Source organism: Prosthecobacter sp., from assembly GCF_049294395.1.
Taxonomy (GTDB): domain Bacteria; phylum Verrucomicrobiota; class Verrucomicrobiia; order Verrucomicrobiales; family Verrucomicrobiaceae; genus Prosthecobacter.
Genome location: NZ_JBAQCR010000423.1, coordinates 1 through 14,391 on the forward strand (window position 1 = coordinate 1; position 14,391 = coordinate 14,391).

At 60.8% G+C, this 14,391-nt stretch carries 22 protein-coding genes; all 22 read left to right on the forward strand.

All coding sequences use genetic code 11. The features are described 5' to 3' along the window. Positions 1–82: 82 nt before the first annotated feature. A complete protein-coding gene (locus WAW39_RS29015) occupies positions 83–256 on the forward strand; it encodes a hypothetical protein (protein ID WP_422323044.1) in 174 nt (57 codons plus the stop codon). Between the two features lie 70 nt (positions 257–326). Continuing rightward, positions 327–572 (forward strand): hypothetical protein, encoded by a 246-nt coding sequence (locus tag WAW39_RS29020; protein ID WP_422323046.1) that lies wholly within the window; start codon positions 327–329, stop codon positions 570–572. A 26-nt stretch (positions 573–598) separates the two neighbouring features. Then, complete coding sequence (locus WAW39_RS29025) at positions 599–1,618, forward strand: hypothetical protein (RefSeq protein ID WP_422323048.1); 1,020 nt, start codon at positions 599–601, stop codon at positions 1,616–1,618. Next, a complete protein-coding gene (locus tag WAW39_RS29030; RefSeq protein WP_422323050.1) occupies positions 1,615–2,682 on the forward strand; it encodes a hypothetical protein in 1,068 nt (355 codons plus the stop codon). Before WAW39_RS29025 ends, WAW39_RS29030 begins: the two co-directional genes overlap by 4 nt. A 7-nt stretch (positions 2,683–2,689) precedes the next feature. Then, positions 2,690–2,848 (forward strand): hypothetical protein, encoded by a 159-nt coding sequence (locus WAW39_RS29035; protein WP_422323052.1) that lies wholly within the window; start codon positions 2,690–2,692, stop codon positions 2,846–2,848. 62 nt (positions 2,849–2,910) lie between these two features. Next, on the forward strand, positions 2,911–4,146 hold the full coding sequence (locus WAW39_RS29040) for a hypothetical protein (RefSeq protein ID WP_422323054.1): 1,236 nt from the start codon (positions 2,911–2,913) through the stop codon (positions 4,144–4,146). Then, positions 4,143–4,424: a hypothetical protein gene (locus WAW39_RS29045; protein ID WP_422323056.1), complete on the forward strand. Its 282-nt coding sequence runs from the start codon at positions 4,143–4,145 to the stop codon at positions 4,422–4,424. Before WAW39_RS29040 ends, WAW39_RS29045 begins: the two co-directional genes overlap by 4 nt. Before the next feature lie 4 nt (positions 4,425–4,428). Continuing rightward, positions 4,429–4,752, forward strand: a complete 324-nt coding sequence (locus WAW39_RS29050; protein WP_422323057.1) for a hypothetical protein — start codon at positions 4,429–4,431, stop codon at positions 4,750–4,752. A 7-nt stretch (positions 4,753–4,759) separates the two neighbouring features. After that, entirely contained in the window at positions 4,760–5,227 is a 468-nt protein-coding gene (locus WAW39_RS29055) for a hypothetical protein (protein WP_422323059.1), read from the forward strand. 28 nt (positions 5,228–5,255) lie between these two features. Beyond that, positions 5,256–5,381, forward strand: coding sequence for a hypothetical protein (locus WAW39_RS29060; RefSeq protein ID WP_422323061.1), 126 nt, complete (start codon positions 5,256–5,258; stop codon positions 5,379–5,381). A gap of 33 nt (positions 5,382–5,414) precedes the next feature. Continuing rightward, on the forward strand, positions 5,415–6,026 hold the full coding sequence (locus tag WAW39_RS29065) for a hypothetical protein (RefSeq protein ID WP_422323063.1): 612 nt from the start codon (positions 5,415–5,417) through the stop codon (positions 6,024–6,026). 12 nt (positions 6,027–6,038) lie between these two features. Further along, positions 6,039–6,557, forward strand: coding sequence for a hypothetical protein (locus WAW39_RS29070; RefSeq protein WP_422323065.1), 519 nt, complete (start codon positions 6,039–6,041; stop codon positions 6,555–6,557). A 54-nt stretch (positions 6,558–6,611) separates the two neighbouring features. Next, the gene (locus WAW39_RS29075; RefSeq protein WP_422323066.1) at positions 6,612–6,950 is read left to right on the forward strand and encodes a single-stranded DNA-binding protein; all 339 of its coding nucleotides are present in this window, start codon (positions 6,612–6,614) and stop codon (positions 6,948–6,950) included. 549 nt (positions 6,951–7,499) lie between these two features. Next, the gene (locus WAW39_RS29080) at positions 7,500–8,405 is read left to right on the forward strand and encodes a hypothetical protein (protein ID WP_422323068.1); all 906 of its coding nucleotides are present in this window, start codon (positions 7,500–7,502) and stop codon (positions 8,403–8,405) included. A 29-nt stretch (positions 8,406–8,434) separates the two neighbouring features. Next, a complete protein-coding gene (locus tag WAW39_RS29085) occupies positions 8,435–10,708 on the forward strand; it encodes a DNA cytosine methyltransferase (protein ID WP_422323070.1) in 2,274 nt (757 codons plus the stop codon). After that, the gene (locus WAW39_RS29090; RefSeq protein WP_422323072.1) at positions 10,692–11,060 is read left to right on the forward strand and encodes a hypothetical protein; all 369 of its coding nucleotides are present in this window, start codon (positions 10,692–10,694) and stop codon (positions 11,058–11,060) included. Before WAW39_RS29085 ends, WAW39_RS29090 begins: the two co-directional genes overlap by 17 nt. After that, the gene (locus WAW39_RS29095) at positions 11,057–11,710 is read left to right on the forward strand and encodes a hypothetical protein (protein ID WP_422323074.1); all 654 of its coding nucleotides are present in this window, start codon (positions 11,057–11,059) and stop codon (positions 11,708–11,710) included. The genes WAW39_RS29090 and WAW39_RS29095 overlap by 4 nt, the downstream gene beginning before the upstream one ends. A 104-nt stretch (positions 11,711–11,814) precedes the next feature. Next, complete coding sequence (locus WAW39_RS29100; RefSeq protein ID WP_422323076.1) at positions 11,815–12,099, forward strand: hypothetical protein; 285 nt, start codon at positions 11,815–11,817, stop codon at positions 12,097–12,099. Between the two features lie 33 nt (positions 12,100–12,132). Further along, positions 12,133–12,477, forward strand: a complete 345-nt coding sequence (locus tag WAW39_RS29105; RefSeq protein WP_422323078.1) for a DUF2829 domain-containing protein — start codon at positions 12,133–12,135, stop codon at positions 12,475–12,477. A gap of 107 nt (positions 12,478–12,584) precedes the next feature. Beyond that, positions 12,585–13,631 (forward strand): hypothetical protein, encoded by a 1,047-nt coding sequence (locus WAW39_RS29110; protein ID WP_422323080.1) that lies wholly within the window; start codon positions 12,585–12,587, stop codon positions 13,629–13,631. Continuing rightward, complete coding sequence (locus WAW39_RS29115; protein WP_422323082.1) at positions 13,631–14,140, forward strand: SAM-dependent methyltransferase; 510 nt, start codon at positions 13,631–13,633, stop codon at positions 14,138–14,140. The genes WAW39_RS29110 and WAW39_RS29115 overlap by 1 nt, the downstream gene beginning before the upstream one ends. A gap of 5 nt (positions 14,141–14,145) precedes the next feature. Next, positions 14,146–14,313 carry a hypothetical protein gene (locus WAW39_RS29120; protein ID WP_422323084.1) on the forward strand — a complete coding sequence of 56 codons (168 nt, stop codon included), beginning with the start codon at positions 14,146–14,148 and terminating at the stop codon, positions 14,311–14,313. The last annotated feature ends 78 nt before the right edge of the window (positions 14,314–14,391 follow it).

Consider the following 14,391-nt stretch of genomic DNA (forward strand, 5'->3'; position numbering starts at 1 on the left):
GCCTCCGTGACCGGCTCCGTCTCCATCCACAAGACGGCCAAGGTCGACATGCCGAAGAAGAAGTCCCAGAAGAAATAATCCCATGGACGACCTCCACGTCAATCCCCCGTTCATCGCCACCTCCACCGCCAATCTCGTCGGCGGCCCCCTCGATGGCAGCAACAACTACCTCGTCCCGATTCACTGCCACCAATTCGATCTCGAAGACGGCACCGCACCCACCATCCCCGAGGCACTGACCCTCGACATCGACTAATCCCGCCCCAGAACCAACAACCACGCGGGAGAGGCTCTTCTCCCATCCTCTCCCGCGTTTTCTCCCTCCCATGGCCACCAAACCCCAGACCGCAGACGACGTCCTCGCCATCGCACAGACCTGGACGGCCAAACGCACACCGCGTACCTACGCCAACTACGGCAAATTCAGCAAAGCCATCCGCCACCTCGCCGGCCTCGGCTGGCGCTCCACCGCGATTGTTGCCCGCTTCATCGAAGCAGGCCTCCACCCTGCGGAGAATAAAGACGCCCTCTACGACCACGTCACCCGCTTCCGCCGCAATGAGGAAATCTGAATCGACAAAACCCGCACACACACCCCATGCCCTCGTCCTCCTCCAAACAAAGCCCCGCCGTCACCTTTCTCTCTCACGCCTGGCATTTCTCCAACTACCCCTCTCATCGTCAGAAGAACCACACCATGCACCAGACCTTGGTCATCGCCACCGAGTCCGGCATGCAGTTCAAGGAGGGAGACATCGCCCAAATCTACGAGCTTTTCCGTGCTGAATGGTGGATTAGGCAGAATGCCGAAGGGCATTACTCTCGCGCCTGCGCCGCTGGAAATAACTCCGCCTGCCTCGCTTGGGAGCACCACTTCGGCCGCCCCGCCCTGCTCTGGCCGGAGAAAACCTCCAAGCCTGAACGCCTTTACATTGGCAGCCTCATCACTTGGGAGGGCCTCTCCCTCAAAATCACCAGTTTCAACAACAGTGAGCAGCACCTCATTGCCGTCGGTCCCTCCGGACGGGACAACAAAGACGTCCGCAAAAAGATTGTCTTCACCGAACTGCAGGATGCGCGCAAAGCCGCCGACAAACGGGTGAAGGACTGGATCAAGCGCATTGACGCCACGGCCACCAACAAGGAGTTCAGTGAAGAGAGGGAACAGCTTTCACAGGCCCATACCCTCAAAGCGTTCCGTCACTTTGACCTCGAAAAACTTCACGCTGCGCTCTCCAGCCACGCCAAGAAAATGGAACTCACCCTCAGTTCCAAAGACCATCTTGACCGCTGGCTGGCCGGAGAGTCGCATTCTCTGCGCTTTGAAGATCAAGGTCAAAACTACCTGCGAATTAAAGGTTCCAACCTTGAGGTCAGCAACGGCAACACCGTGCCTGTCAGCGCCGCCTATGCGTTACTCGGCTTCATTCAGGACCACCGGTACACTCAAACATGGAGACGCCCCAGCACGGCCCTTGATTCCGAGTGCTCCGTCGCCGGACATCCTCTCAAGGAGATCACCCGCTCTCACATCATCATTGGCTGCACCACCATCCTCTGGACTGAGATCGACCGCATCACCCAAGACCTCGTCAAAGCCCACCTCCGCCAAAAATGAACGCTACCGCCTCCCCCACCGCGCCCACCGAGCGCACCACCATGAACGGCAAGCCCGTTTTCTTCCGTCCCGCCAAGACCATCATCAACATGACCAGCGGCTTTCAGGAAAAGCTTCTCTGTGACGGCCCCACCTTCTCCACCGGCGATGCCTGCGCCTTCCACTGCTCTTTCTGCTACGTCCCCGCCATGATGCAGAAGGCCGCCTACATGCCCAGAGACCACAAACACGCCGACATGGTCGTCCGCCGCGAGAACGCCGTCAAAGTCTTGCGCGAGCAGCTGAAGAGTATCAAGCCCGCCGTCCGTGACCAGGTGCTCACCATCTACTCCTCTCCATTGGTCGATGTCGCCGCCAACATGGACCTCGTGCGTGAGACAGTGGCTGCATGCATCACACTCCTTAAAGAAACCAAGTGGCATATCCGCTTGCTCTCCAAATCCACCCTGCTGCCAAAAATTGCTCAAGCTCTCATGCGATACGCGGAAGACGGATTCTATCTTGGAACTGACCCTTTCACGCAGGACGACGTCAAAGCCCGCCTCATCTTCGGCGTCTCCACCGGCACGCTGGACGACGAGCAGGCCGCCGCCTTCGAGCAGGGCTGCCCCAAGCCCTCCAAGCGCATCGAGAGCCTCCACTGGCTCCAGAATGAAGGCTTCCGCACCTTCGGCATGCTCTGTCCCTCCCTGCCCCAGCGCAACTACACCCAGTTCGCGCAGGAGCTGCTCCACGCCATCCGCCCGGAGAAGTGCGAGCACATCTGGGCCGAGGTCATGAACCCCCGAGGCAACTCGTTGAGCAACACCGTCTCTGCCCTCCACCACGCCGGCTACGAATGGCAGGCCTCCGCCCTGCAGCGCGTCAGCGAAGACACCGCCGCCTGGGAGGAATACGCCCGTGCCACCTTCCACGCCCTGCGCTTCAACCTCGCGCCCCACACCCACCTGGCAGGCGGCATGCCCCGCCTGCGCTTCCTCCAGTATGTCACGCCCCGCACCCGCGACTACTGGGCCGAATACACCACCCAGGGCGCCGTCCTCCTCGGTGCAGCCGCCCACTGATCCCACCATGAGCCTCTTCCAAAAAACCGCACTTACCCTCGGCTCCAGCGCGATCATTATCGGCTGCGCCAAAATCCACCCCGGCCTCGGCTTCATCTCATGGGGGCTGTTCATCATCATCCTTTTCTGCGGAGACTCCACCGCCAAACCCAACACACCTCCGTAATCCTGCCCACTTCTTCCCCATCATTTTACCCGCCATCATTCTACCAGCCGCTCCCTCTCCCCATGCGTCCTTGGATCAAGTTCAACATCACCCTATTCACCGATCCACGCGTGGACGCCATTGCGTCCGCCATCGCCTCCCATGCCGCACGCTACATCATGGACGCCCAGCACGCCAAAGACCTTTTCGGCGTGACAGAAAGCGTGACATGTCACGCCCTGCGTGACGTGACAGTCACGGCCTTGTTGCGGATATTCATCGCCGGAAACGAGCACACCACGGACGGAATCTTCCGCCACGTCTCCTCCATCGCTTATCTCGATCTCCTTGCAGGCATCACCGGCATGGGTGCCGCCATGCAAAAAGTCGGCTGGGCCCTGTTTGATAAAGCCACCCAGACCATCACGCTGGTGAACTTCCTCGAATACAATTCCCCCGGTAAAAACGGCCAGCGCACGGTCAGCAAAGAGGCCGAGCGCAAGCGCAAAGAGCGTGAACGCAAGCGCCAGGCATCGGAAACGTCCGGCTCCGAAACGTCCAGCTCAGGCCGTGACATGTCACGCGGACAAGAGAGTGACAGTCACGTGACCTCCTCTATCTCTATCTCTATCTCTAACTCTGAATCTGAGTCTGAATCAGAATCTAAGATCCGTACTGGGAGCGCCGATGTTTCATCGGCTCTGGACTCCGGTTCCGGCCAGCCGCCTCCGCCCGCCGATCGCGATCCCCTCGGCACCCTGAAAAAACGCATCAACGATCTCCGGCCCGCATGGACCAAAGCCCCCCACTGGTCCGGAGAGGAGGAACAAGTCCTGTTCGAGGCCCGTCACAACCTGTTCGCCATCGAGGAGCAGGACTGGCTCATCCTCGGCTGGTTTTTCAAATGGGTCACCACTGCCGCCAACACCGGCACCCAGAACGCCGTGCAGGCCACCACCCGCCGTCACCAGTTCGTCCGTGAGCTCGCCTCCTACCTCGATCGCGCCACCACCGCCTGGAAGCAGGAAAGATGCCCCAAACTCGGTGATGCGACGAAACCCTCCTCCAAGCCTAAGCCTAAGCCGAAACCGGCTCCCATGCCCGAAGAACGCGCCACCGCCTCCTCCTTCGCCGCCTCCTTGGCGGCCCACGGCGGGCAGCCTCCACCCGCCCGCCCCACCTCCGTCGCTGACCACCTCCTCAACGATCTCGGCATCCAGCCCCGCACCCTTCCCCCTCCTGACTTCGATTCACCCGCCTACAAAGCCCTCGTGGCAGCCCAGACACAGCAAACCGCCCACACCGCCTCCGCCGCATGAACTCCCCCGAAGACCATCCTGTTTCCAATCTCGCCCTCCACGCCCTGCACATCATCGCCCGCTGCCCGTCATGCACGACGCTGCAGCGCCTCCACGGCACCATGCCCGAGCTTCGCGCCGGTCACCTGCAGCCCCTCATCGATCGCGGCTGGATCGTTTCCCAGCCACCGCCCCGCCAATCCAAAGACAAAGGCTCCCGCTACTCCATCACCGACGCCGGTCACTCCCACATCCGCCGCCTCGTCGAAATCTCCCAGGCCATCCCCGTCATTGCCTGAGGCCATGACCGCCACCTACTCCTGCCTGCTCAAAGCCTGGCACCGCACCGTGAAAAACGGCCTCTGCCTCAACCCCACGCAGTTCCTCATTCTGTGCGATGTGCTCGAAAACCCCGCTGAGAAGATCAGCGCTTCCAAGCGCGCAAAACGCCTGCGCCTCACCCAGCCCACCGTCAGTCTCGCTCTCCGTTTCTTGGCCACCCACAACCTCGCCACCGTCATCGAAAACACCGCCCCCGGCGGCTTCACCCTCACCGCCAAGCCCACCCGCGAAGCCTACCACCTCTTTGGCCTCCGAGGCCCCTACAAAAACCACACTCCCGCCTGAACTCGCCATGTCCTCCCCCACCCTCACATTCACGCCCGCCATGTTCTACGCCTCGCTGACAGGCATCAAGGACACCACCCGCAGGCTGATCATTCCAACCTGGGTAACCACCGACCCTGATAGCTTGGGAGCCATCTCTACCTTTGTTCCTTTCGTTCAGGAAGCCGATAAATGGTGTTACCGGTCTGCATCAGGACTCACCGAACCGATCATCCCAGCTCACTCCCCAGGCCAGATCAAACCCATGGTTACCAGCTGGCGCATCAACGGCAGCTTCGACGATCCCAAATCCGCGAAGTCCGCCGCGCCTTCTGGAGTCACGTCTCCCGCATCCGCAGCTGGCTCCCACCCTGGAAACAGCAACTGCTGCCCCCATTACACCCGCGAGCAGCGCGCCTTCCAAATCTTCAGCGAAGAACGGGTCCCACCGCCCTCACCGTCCGCCGCGAGCGCTTCCAGTGGAAACGCAAAATGACCCGCAAACACCTCTCCATCTCCAATCCATGAAACCGCCCGCCCCCGACTTCCTGCGCGTACTCGTTGAACTGCTCCTCCTGCTACTGCTTCTTTTCGCCCTGCTCGGCTGGCTTGGAATGACCGATCCGGTTCCGGCCAACTTTAAACCTTAAACTTCAAACTTTAAACTTTAAACTTTCTCCCAAATGCTCTCCCCTCTCACCATCCTTGCCCTCCAGCGCTTCACCTGCGTCCTTTGCGAGCAGCCCCTGCTCAATGCCCACACCTACCCGCTCATTGAACCAGGTCAGCTTCTCTCGCAGACCACGGACATCGGGCCCCATCACCCAAGCTGCGCCCAGAAGCACTTGGAGAACCTCCTGCTTCAGGACCCCAACACGCAGACCAACTTCCGCTACATCGCCGGCCTCTACACCGTGCAAACTTCCACCACGTCTCCCAGCGGCCGCATCATCCGCCTGCACGAAGAAGACGCAGACAGCACCGTCATCCACCTCTTCAGCCCGCTCACGGTCAACCTCATCTGCACCGTCGCTCATCCCGCCCGGCCCATGCCCGCGCGTCTCGGAGGTCGCGCCAAAACGCAGCGCCGCCGCTACAACCTCGTTACCCGCGCCGCGGATTACGCCGAGATCGAAGAATGGATGAGCCCCGCCCTGCAGGATGCCGCCAACAACAGCAGGACCGAAGCCGAAAAGTCGGACCTCGTCCAGCAAATCGCCCGCCTCCACAAACACTTCCCCAAACGCACCACACCCGGAATCCAAGAGCCAGCATCACCCACTTCTGAATCCTAACCCACACCACCCATGAGCACACCTGACCTCCTCACACCCACCGTCACAGACTCCGGCACTCCTGTCGAACTTCCCGGCACCGAACCGTCCACCAATGGCACCCCACAGCGCAACGCCCTCAACTTCACCGACCGCTCCAAACTCAGCGAATGGATGAAGCTCCCCGAAAACAAGGAGTACGTTGAAAAACAAACCGATGCCGAGTCCGCCATCCGCGCCACCAACGCCCTCCAGATCGCCATCACCGCAGGCAACATCACCGGCATGCGCAACACCCTTGGCATCACCAAATTCAAGCCCGAGAAACCCGCCGACCCACCCGCCGACGTCGATCTCATCACCCTGCAAAAGCAGTTCGAAGCCACCAAGATCGATGCCGCTTCCACCCGCGAAGTCGTCAATCAACTCATCGCCCACGTGCGGCATCTCCAGATCATCATCATTCAAAACTCCCACCTCCTCACTCCTCCTCCTGAGTCCGTAATGGCCGAATTCAAAGACCTCAAACCGCTCGCGCCGCTGCCCGGCTGAAATCCTGGAATCCTGAAATTCCGTTAATCCTGTCCAAAAAAAACGCCCGCCCCCATGCGAGATCTCAACCAAGCCACCTTCACCGGTCACCTATCCTCGGACGTCCGGAAGTTCGAAACCCACGACCTCAAAAACGGCGCGGAGTTCACCCTCGCCGTCAACGACGAATGGCGGGACAATGACGGCCAGCTGCAAAAACGCACCGACTACATCGGCGTCATCTGCTACGGCCACCTCACCGCCACCGCTCTCCTCCTGCGCAAAGGAGACAGCGTGCTCGCCACCGGTAAAATGCGGAACGAAGACGTTCCTGCAGCTGGTGGCAAATCCGAGCGCAAAACCAAACTCCGCGCCCTTCTCCTCGCCACCCACCGCGAGATCAAACCCGCGTAGCGCAACCGTCCCGGTTGCTCCATCTCCGGCAATCTTCTCTTTCCACGATCAAAATACGCCCAAACACCTATGAACATCGCACACCTGCCACCAAAATATAAACCCAAACTTCATTCCTACAGAAGCGCAACTAACTGCGAAAAGTGCGGAATCACAGCCGCCTACGAAGACGCCCATCCTTCTAATCCATGCTTCCAATGCGGATCAATGCCGCTGGTCGAAGTGATTGCTCGGTGGATTCCAGACCCACGTGGATGGAAGTTTTGGAAACCAAAAACGGGACACTGGAAGATCAAAGACCGCGTCCCAACACCCAAAACCCCACCAATAAATAAACCGCACTGCATTCTCACAGAGTGCCTCGAAGGGGGATTCATCTTGAACGTTTATCTCTGCTCAAATCTCAATGACCCAAAAAACAGAACCCGAGTCCTGCTGAGTTTGACACCGGATGTCAAAACATGGCCTGAAGTGCTTAGGGACGCCGCCTTAGCTATAGAAACAAATTCCGGGCCTCTCATCAGCCACGCCTAACTTCCCCCTCTACCCATGCATCACCTCCTCTACCACGCCCAATGCGCCGACGGCTTTGCCTCCGCAGTCATCGCCCGTCGCGCCCTCATGCTCCAAGACATCCCCGCTGATCAAATCTGCCTCCAGCCCGTCAACTACCCCGACCGACTGCAAACACCACCGGACGGCAGCCTCCACACCGAAGACCACGTCTATTATCTCGACTACACCCCACCTCAAAAGACCCTCGACTTCATTGATTCTTACTGGTGCAAATCCATCAAAGTCACCATCATCGACCACCACGCCAGCGCCCAGCCACGACATGCAGAACCATGGTTCACCAGCGTCTTTGATCTCTCCAACTCCGGCGCGCTCCTGACCTTCGAGCACTTCCACCCCAGCGTCCTCATCCCAGACGCCATCAATCTCGTCTCCTGGCGTGATCTCGGCCACGCCTTCCAGCAGCCACATCACCGCTGCACCGAGCCCGCCTTCAATCTCCACGCCACCCTCATGCGCGCCACCCCGCGCACCCCCGAAGCCTGGGAGCCCATCCTCTTCACTCACTCGACCGTGCTGCTGGGTCGCGACCTCGACATCGGTCGGAAGCTTCGGTCCTTTGATTCAGACGTCATTGACATCGCCGCCCTCCGCCCTCTTTGGCTCGATTTCCACGGCCAGCGCATTCCCGCCATCACCGGCCTCGGCTCCGAGATCATCAGCGAAGCTCTTTCCAAAATGCTGGTCTATCAACGTGAAGCCCCCTTCGCCGCCAGCTGGTACGTCGATCCCACCACCGGCCTGTTCGTCTACTCCCTCCGCTCCCGCAAAAGCGGCCCCAACGTCGCCGAAATCGCCGCAATCATGGCCCCCGGCGGTGGCGGCCACCCCTGCGCCGCCGGTTTCTCCACCCCCATCCCCATTCCCTTCGCGGAATAACTCTCCACTCCACCCGCACCCTCGTCCCCATGCCTACTCCGCAACTCATCCTCGATCTCCACACTGAACTCATCATCGACAACTTCGCCGGCGGTGGCGGAGCCTCCACCGGCATCGAACGCGCCCTCGGGCGCCACGTCGATCACGCCATCAATCACGATGCCGCCGCCCTCGGCATGCACCGCATCAACCACGCCCAGACCGTGCACCACTGTGAGGACGTGTTTGAGGTCGATCCCGTGGCCCTCACCGAAGGCCGTCCCGTCGGCATGGCGTGGTTCTCGCCCGACTGCCGCCACTTCTCCAAGGCCAAGGGTGGCAAGCCCGTGGAAAAGAAAATCCGGGGCCTCTGCCTCGTCATGCTTCGCTACGCCAAGATCCGCAGCCGCGTCATGTTCATGGAAAACGTCGAGGAAATCCAGACGTGGGGCCCGCTGGTGCAGATGTGCAAAAAAGGGGACATCGGCTGGTACCCAGATCCGCAGCACAAAGGCCGCACCTGGCGTGCTTTCCTCGACTGCCTCGGCACCGGCATCGCCGCAGATCACCCTGACCTCCCGGAAATCCTCGAAGTCCTCGGCGGCACCGTCACCGCCGCCGAGTGCATCCGTGGCTTTGGCTACAAGTGCGAACACCGCGAACTCCGCGCCTGTGACTACGGGGCCCCGACCATCCGCAAGCGCCTGTTCATGATCGCCCGCCGCGATGGCAAGCCCATCGTCTGGCCCGCAGCCACCCATGCCGATCCTAAAAAAGCCCTGCCCGGTTCCAAGCTCAAGCCATGGCGCACCATCGCCGAGTGCATCGACTGGAACCTCGCCTGCCCGTCCATCTTCCTCACCGGCGCTGCCGCCAAAGCCGCACGCTGCAAACGCCCCCTCGCAGATCCCACCCTGCGCCGCATCGCCAAAGGCATCGACCGCTACGTGCTGAAATCAGCCCGGCCCTTCCTTGTCAGTCTCACCCATCAAGGCGGAGAACGCGTGGAATCCGTCGATGCCCCCGCCAACACCATCACCGGAGCGAACCGCGGCGAGAAGGCGGTCGTGATGACCAAGTTCCACGGCAGCCACAAGGACCGCGATGACGGCTCCACCCGTGGCCAGTCCCTCACTGATCCCCTGCTCTCAGCAGACACCTCCAACCGCTTCTCTCTGGCCGCCGCCGAGCTTGCCCCCTTCATCACCGAGCACGCCAACGCCAGCACCCAGTGTGCGCAGGTGCAGGGCGGTCATTTCGCCGTGGTCACCGGCACCGTCGTCAATAGTGCTAACGGCAAAACCACAGGACGGGGCCCAAACACATGGAATACCGAAGAACCACTTCGGACCGTGACATCATCTGCAAGCTTTAATCTCGCCGCCGCCACCCTTGTTCATACCGCACACGGCGAGCAGGACAAAGCAGGCAATCCCCGCCGTGGACGTGGGGCCCATGACCTGCAGGAGTCCATGCCTAGTATCTGCGGCAGTCCAGACATGGCCGTCGCAGCCGCCAGCATGGTCAAGCTTCGCGGCACCAGCACGGCCGCAGATGTCGCCGAGCCGCTGCACACGGCCAGCGCCGGCGGCAATCATCACGCCCTTGTCGCCGTCACTGCTATCCGTCATTTCGGCCAGAGTATCGGCCAGCCTGTGGACGAGCCTGCTCCCACCGTAGTTGCAGGAGGCATGGGAAAAACCGGACTGCTCGCCGCCGTCATGGCCCAGAACAACGGCGGCTTCAACACCACCCCGGCTCATCCGGTCGATGAACCCGTGAGCACCCTCAGCAGCACCGGCAGCCAGCAGACGCTCATCACCGCCTCCTGCGCTGCCTACTACGGCACCGAGGAGGACGGCCAGCCCGTGGATGATCCAGCCCGCACCATCACCGCCAAGGCCCGCCAGTGCCTCGTGGAGCACTCCTCCGTGAACTACCTCACTCCGGATCAGTTGGCAGGTGCGCTGCGCGTTGCCGCCTTCCTGCGCGCCCATGGCGTGCAGCTGGAGGGAGACTTCGCCACCGTCGGCGGCTACGTCATGGTGGACATCGGCATGCGCATGCTCACCCCGCGTGAGCTTTTCCGCGCCCAAGGCTTCCCCGAGGACTACGTCATCGACAAAGCCTGGCACATCGATCCCAAAACCGGCACCCTCACCGAGCAACCGCTCACCAAGGCCGAGCAGATCAAGAAATGCGGGAACTCCGTCTGCCCTCCCGTCGCCGAGGCCATCGTGAAAGCCAACGTCCCCGAACTCCGCATCACCCCTCCTGCTCCGCCCAAACCCCGTAATCGCCGCAACTATGCCCTCATCTCTTGATCTCATTCCGCTTTGCTCTGGCCGCTCAGATTTTGTTTCCACATGGGCCAAAATTTGTCACGAAGGACACCACCGCGAACAAGCCTACATTGCCGCCTTGCGCCAGCGCGGCATCATCGCGGCCCATCCAAACGACGGTTGGATCAAACGAGACGAGCAAAAGCTTCACTTCGCCTACCCTCATTTCAATGACGGTGCCAAAACCGGCGACCTTGTCGCGCTTGGCTACGAATTCGATGCCACGACCCTCATCGTCCGCCTCACCACCAGCACGAGCGGTGTTTTATCAAGCATGGAATGGTGGTCATACACCCCAGTCGAAACGCTCAATAACAAAAACCTTATCCCATGAGCGTCTGGTCATCCTCCAACGAAGAGCGCCGCAAGGAAGCCTTCTGGCGCACGCCTCCCAAGGACCCCACGCGCCGCGCCAAGCGCGTCGGCGTCCCGCACTACGCCGGACGCAGCATCACACGCGCAGGCACCCGCGTTCTCATGGCGGACGACTTCATGCCCATCGGTGAACACGCCAGCAAGCACTTGCGCGCCGTCCCCCAAGATTACCTTCTGTGGGTCGATGCCCAGCCATGGTCCAAAACCTGGCACCATTGGCAGCCCGTCGCGGACTACATCTCCCGCTTCATCATCGACGGCTCAGACTCAGACCACGCCGCCGCACTCCCACCGGCAGAGCAGCCCCTCTTCTTTGTCGATCGCCTCCGCCAGTGGCCTACAGCCATCCGGTGCTTCAAAGCAGGCAGCAGCCATCTCCACTGCCTCCCGGGCCACGAGGACAGATTGCACGCCTTCGCCGTCGGGGCCCTCGGCCTCGATCGCCAATGGTATCAAAACGGAGCCCTGCCACACTACGACCTCACCGTCGGCAAACACCAGCAAGCCCTCTCCCACCCCTGCGTGCAGGAAATCCCCGACCTCCAGCTAGTTGAGCACAAAGGCCAGTGGATCCAGTTCTTCCAAACCAAGCCCAAACTCCCCCAGTAGCAGGTGCACGTCACGCCCGAAGCCTAACCCATTTTCCCCACGGAAACCCGCCGGAGCACGGCCCTGCTCCACCTCAAACACAACACACAACAGACACACCCACCATGCTACGCAACATCCAAATCCGCCCCGTTCTCAACGGCTTCCTTCTCAACGTCGGCTGCCAGGAACTGGCCTACACCGACACCAACAAACTCCTCGGCGATCTCGGCGACTACCTCCGCAATCCCGAAGACACTGAAAAACGCATCATCGAAACCGACGGCTTCAACCGCAAGCACACCCTAAGCGCTGGCACCGATCTCCCAGTCCCAACCCAAGACATCTGTTCCCAAGGTGAAGCCGCCATCGGCACGCGCGCCGGCAATGCCATCAGCAACCGCCGCTAAACCCTGTCAAACAACAACAACACAGACACACCCATGAAAAACACACTCAACTTCGGCCAGGCGCTCGAAGCCCTGAAAAAAGGCCACTGCATCGCACGCGCCGGTTGGAACGGCAAAGGCATGTTCGTCTACCTCAACAAAGGCAGCAGCGAATTCCTCAGCCCAGGCCGCACTGAAACCATCGAAGGCGTTTCTGAAACCCTCTTCGAACTCGGAAACACCGGCACCGTCACCCGCCTGCCGAACCTCAACATGCGCGCCGCCACCGGCAGCACCGTCACCGGCTGGCTGGCCTCCCAGACCGATCTCCTCGCCGAGGACTGGATCGACCTCGACGCCGATGCAGCGCCCCCCAGCGAGGCGGCAGAATCCGCTTAAACGCTAACCCCCGTGCCTGTTGCGCCAGCGTTCAAAACTGAGCTTGGCTCTCCCGTTAGAGCCTCGGAACGCAGCGCCGCAGGCCCCTTTTTTCTCCACACCTCCCCATGCAAACTCACCCGCTTCTCCTCACCCTCCCGGACACCATCCCCTCATGGATCGCAGGCAAGCCCGCCAAAGCGATTCTCGAAGTCGTCAACACCGCCTGTCAGTACGCCGGCATCACCGGCCCTGCACAGTTTCGCTTCCTTCTTGAAACCAAGGGCCTCGTCCACCGCATGCCTCCTCACAGCCTCGTGATACGGCACGCCGCGCCCTACAATCGCCCGAATCTCATCGCCCTCACCGCCTGCGGCAAAGACGGCAGCAACCACCGCGTTCACTGCACCCTCACCCTGCCCGAAGATCAGCGCCCCACCTTCGAACGCTTTATCCAGTCCCAAGACCAAGGCTGTTTTGTCCTCAATACATTCCGCAATCCAGTCCTCCCTCCGGGCCTTCCATTGCCAGCCCCTTCCGTTGCCAAATCAGTAGAACCCACCGTTGTCCCACCGGCCCCCGAGTTCGATGACGACGCCCTCGCGATCTACCTTTCCAGCCTTCAGGAACTCGGTGCCCACATCACACAGGACACCGCCAGCATCATCGCCATCCGTTCGACCGGAGCGCTCAACATTTACCGCCACGCCCTAGACGCTGGCTTGATCTACCGCATAGGCAGCACCGTCAGCCTCACCCCGGGCGGGCACTCACTGCTCAAACGCCTTGCCCCCGCCGATGATGCGACAAAACCCGGCCCGTCCGAATTCGACCGCCTCAAGGCCGACCTCATCGCCGCCCGCTCCCGCTTCACCGAGGCCAAAGCCACGCACGACGCCCGCGCGCAGGCCCTCACCACTCTTACCCACCAGCTCACCCAGGCCCGCGAAGCCTACCAAAGCGAAGAACTCAACGCCACCACTCTCCAAAGTCGGCTGCAGAAGCTCCAGCAGGACCTCAACAGCGCCCAGTGCAAGGTGACAGGAGCCCGGCGCCACGTCCTCGACCTCGAAGAACAGGCCCGCGCCCTCGGCACCGACACCCCCGACCTCATTCAGGCCGAGCGCACCCTCAAAGAAGCCGAAACCGCCTACCAGCAACTCATCGCCCTTTAATGCACCCTGAACTTCCACCTGTATTGGACGCCTGCTGCGGCTCCCGCATGTTCTGGTTCAACCGCACCGATGCACGGGCATGTTTCATCGACAAGCGGAGCGAGACGCATTCTCTGCCTGACATCTCCAGCCGTGGGGGCAGTCGCATCCTTGAAGTCAAGCCTGACATCATCGCTGATTTTGCCGCAATGCCCTTCATGGATGGCAGTTTCGCAATGGTGGTATTCGACCCTCCGCACCTTGTGCGGGCTGGAAAGAAAGGCTGGCAGGCCAAGAAATACGGCAAACTCGAAGGCGACTGGCAAGGCATGCTGCGTGCTGGCTTCGCTGAGTGCTTCCGCGTGCTGAAAAACGAAGGAACTCTCATCTTTAAGTGGAACGAACACGAGGTGCCAGTCTCCGAAATCCTCAAACTCACCCCTGCGCAGCCCCTCATTGGTCAGCGGTGCGGCAAGACCGCCAAAACTCACTGGCTTGTTTTTATGAAACTGCACCTCACTTCACTTTAACCCCCATGGACCTCATCACCTTCCCCTCCGGCACTTTCCTCGTCTCCTCCATCCAAGCCTCCTGGAGCATCTTCCACCCCGACAAACCGGGGCACCTCTTCGTCCTCGAACCCGAAGAAGCCTCCTGCATCGACATCCTTGAGCCAGTTTCCCACTACCACATTGCCATTTGACAGGGTGACAAACTCCAGTGCCAAGGCTGGGTGAACCGTCACTACAAACTCCCGCCCGAGAATTTCTTCAAACTGGAG

What these genes read in the sequence shown, in the direction of transcription:
- WAW39_RS29015 (WP_422323044.1), top strand. Translation starts at nt 83, where the DNA reads ATGGACGACCTCCACGTCAATCCCCCGTTCATCGCCACCTCCACCGCC.
- WAW39_RS29020 (WP_422323046.1), top strand. Translation starts at nt 327, where the DNA reads ATGGCCACCAAACCCCAGACCGCAGACGACGTCCTCGCCATCGCACAG.
- WAW39_RS29025 (WP_422323048.1), top strand. Translation starts at nt 599, where the DNA reads ATGCCCTCGTCCTCCTCCAAACAAAGCCCCGCCGTCACCTTTCTCTCT.
- WAW39_RS29030 (WP_422323050.1), top strand. Translation starts at nt 1,615, where the DNA reads ATGAACGCTACCGCCTCCCCCACCGCGCCCACCGAGCGCACCACCATG.
- WAW39_RS29035 (WP_422323052.1), top strand. Translation starts at nt 2,690, where the DNA reads ATGAGCCTCTTCCAAAAAACCGCACTTACCCTCGGCTCCAGCGCGATC.
- WAW39_RS29040 (WP_422323054.1), top strand. Translation starts at nt 2,911, where the DNA reads ATGCGTCCTTGGATCAAGTTCAACATCACCCTATTCACCGATCCACGC.
- WAW39_RS29045 (WP_422323056.1), top strand. Translation starts at nt 4,143, where the DNA reads ATGAACTCCCCCGAAGACCATCCTGTTTCCAATCTCGCCCTCCACGCC.
- WAW39_RS29050 (WP_422323057.1), top strand. Translation starts at nt 4,429, where the DNA reads ATGACCGCCACCTACTCCTGCCTGCTCAAAGCCTGGCACCGCACCGTG.
- WAW39_RS29055 (WP_422323059.1), top strand. Translation starts at nt 4,760, where the DNA reads ATGTCCTCCCCCACCCTCACATTCACGCCCGCCATGTTCTACGCCTCG.
- WAW39_RS29060 (WP_422323061.1), top strand. Translation starts at nt 5,256, where the DNA reads ATGAAACCGCCCGCCCCCGACTTCCTGCGCGTACTCGTTGAACTGCTC.
- WAW39_RS29065 (WP_422323063.1), top strand. Translation starts at nt 5,415, where the DNA reads ATGCTCTCCCCTCTCACCATCCTTGCCCTCCAGCGCTTCACCTGCGTC.
- WAW39_RS29070 (WP_422323065.1), top strand. Translation starts at nt 6,039, where the DNA reads ATGAGCACACCTGACCTCCTCACACCCACCGTCACAGACTCCGGCACT.
- WAW39_RS29075 (WP_422323066.1), top strand. Translation starts at nt 6,612, where the DNA reads ATGCGAGATCTCAACCAAGCCACCTTCACCGGTCACCTATCCTCGGAC.
- WAW39_RS29080 (WP_422323068.1), top strand. Translation starts at nt 7,500, where the DNA reads ATGCATCACCTCCTCTACCACGCCCAATGCGCCGACGGCTTTGCCTCC.
- WAW39_RS29085 (WP_422323070.1), top strand. Translation starts at nt 8,435, where the DNA reads ATGCCTACTCCGCAACTCATCCTCGATCTCCACACTGAACTCATCATC.
- WAW39_RS29090 (WP_422323072.1), top strand. Translation starts at nt 10,692, where the DNA reads ATGCCCTCATCTCTTGATCTCATTCCGCTTTGCTCTGGCCGCTCAGAT.
- WAW39_RS29095 (WP_422323074.1), top strand. Translation starts at nt 11,057, where the DNA reads ATGAGCGTCTGGTCATCCTCCAACGAAGAGCGCCGCAAGGAAGCCTTC.
- WAW39_RS29100 (WP_422323076.1), top strand. Translation starts at nt 11,815, where the DNA reads ATGCTACGCAACATCCAAATCCGCCCCGTTCTCAACGGCTTCCTTCTC.
- WAW39_RS29105 (WP_422323078.1), top strand. Translation starts at nt 12,133, where the DNA reads ATGAAAAACACACTCAACTTCGGCCAGGCGCTCGAAGCCCTGAAAAAA.
- WAW39_RS29110 (WP_422323080.1), top strand. Translation starts at nt 12,585, where the DNA reads ATGCAAACTCACCCGCTTCTCCTCACCCTCCCGGACACCATCCCCTCA.
- WAW39_RS29115 (WP_422323082.1), top strand. Translation starts at nt 13,631, where the DNA reads ATGCACCCTGAACTTCCACCTGTATTGGACGCCTGCTGCGGCTCCCGC.
- WAW39_RS29120 (WP_422323084.1), top strand. Translation starts at nt 14,146, where the DNA reads ATGGACCTCATCACCTTCCCCTCCGGCACTTTCCTCGTCTCCTCCATC.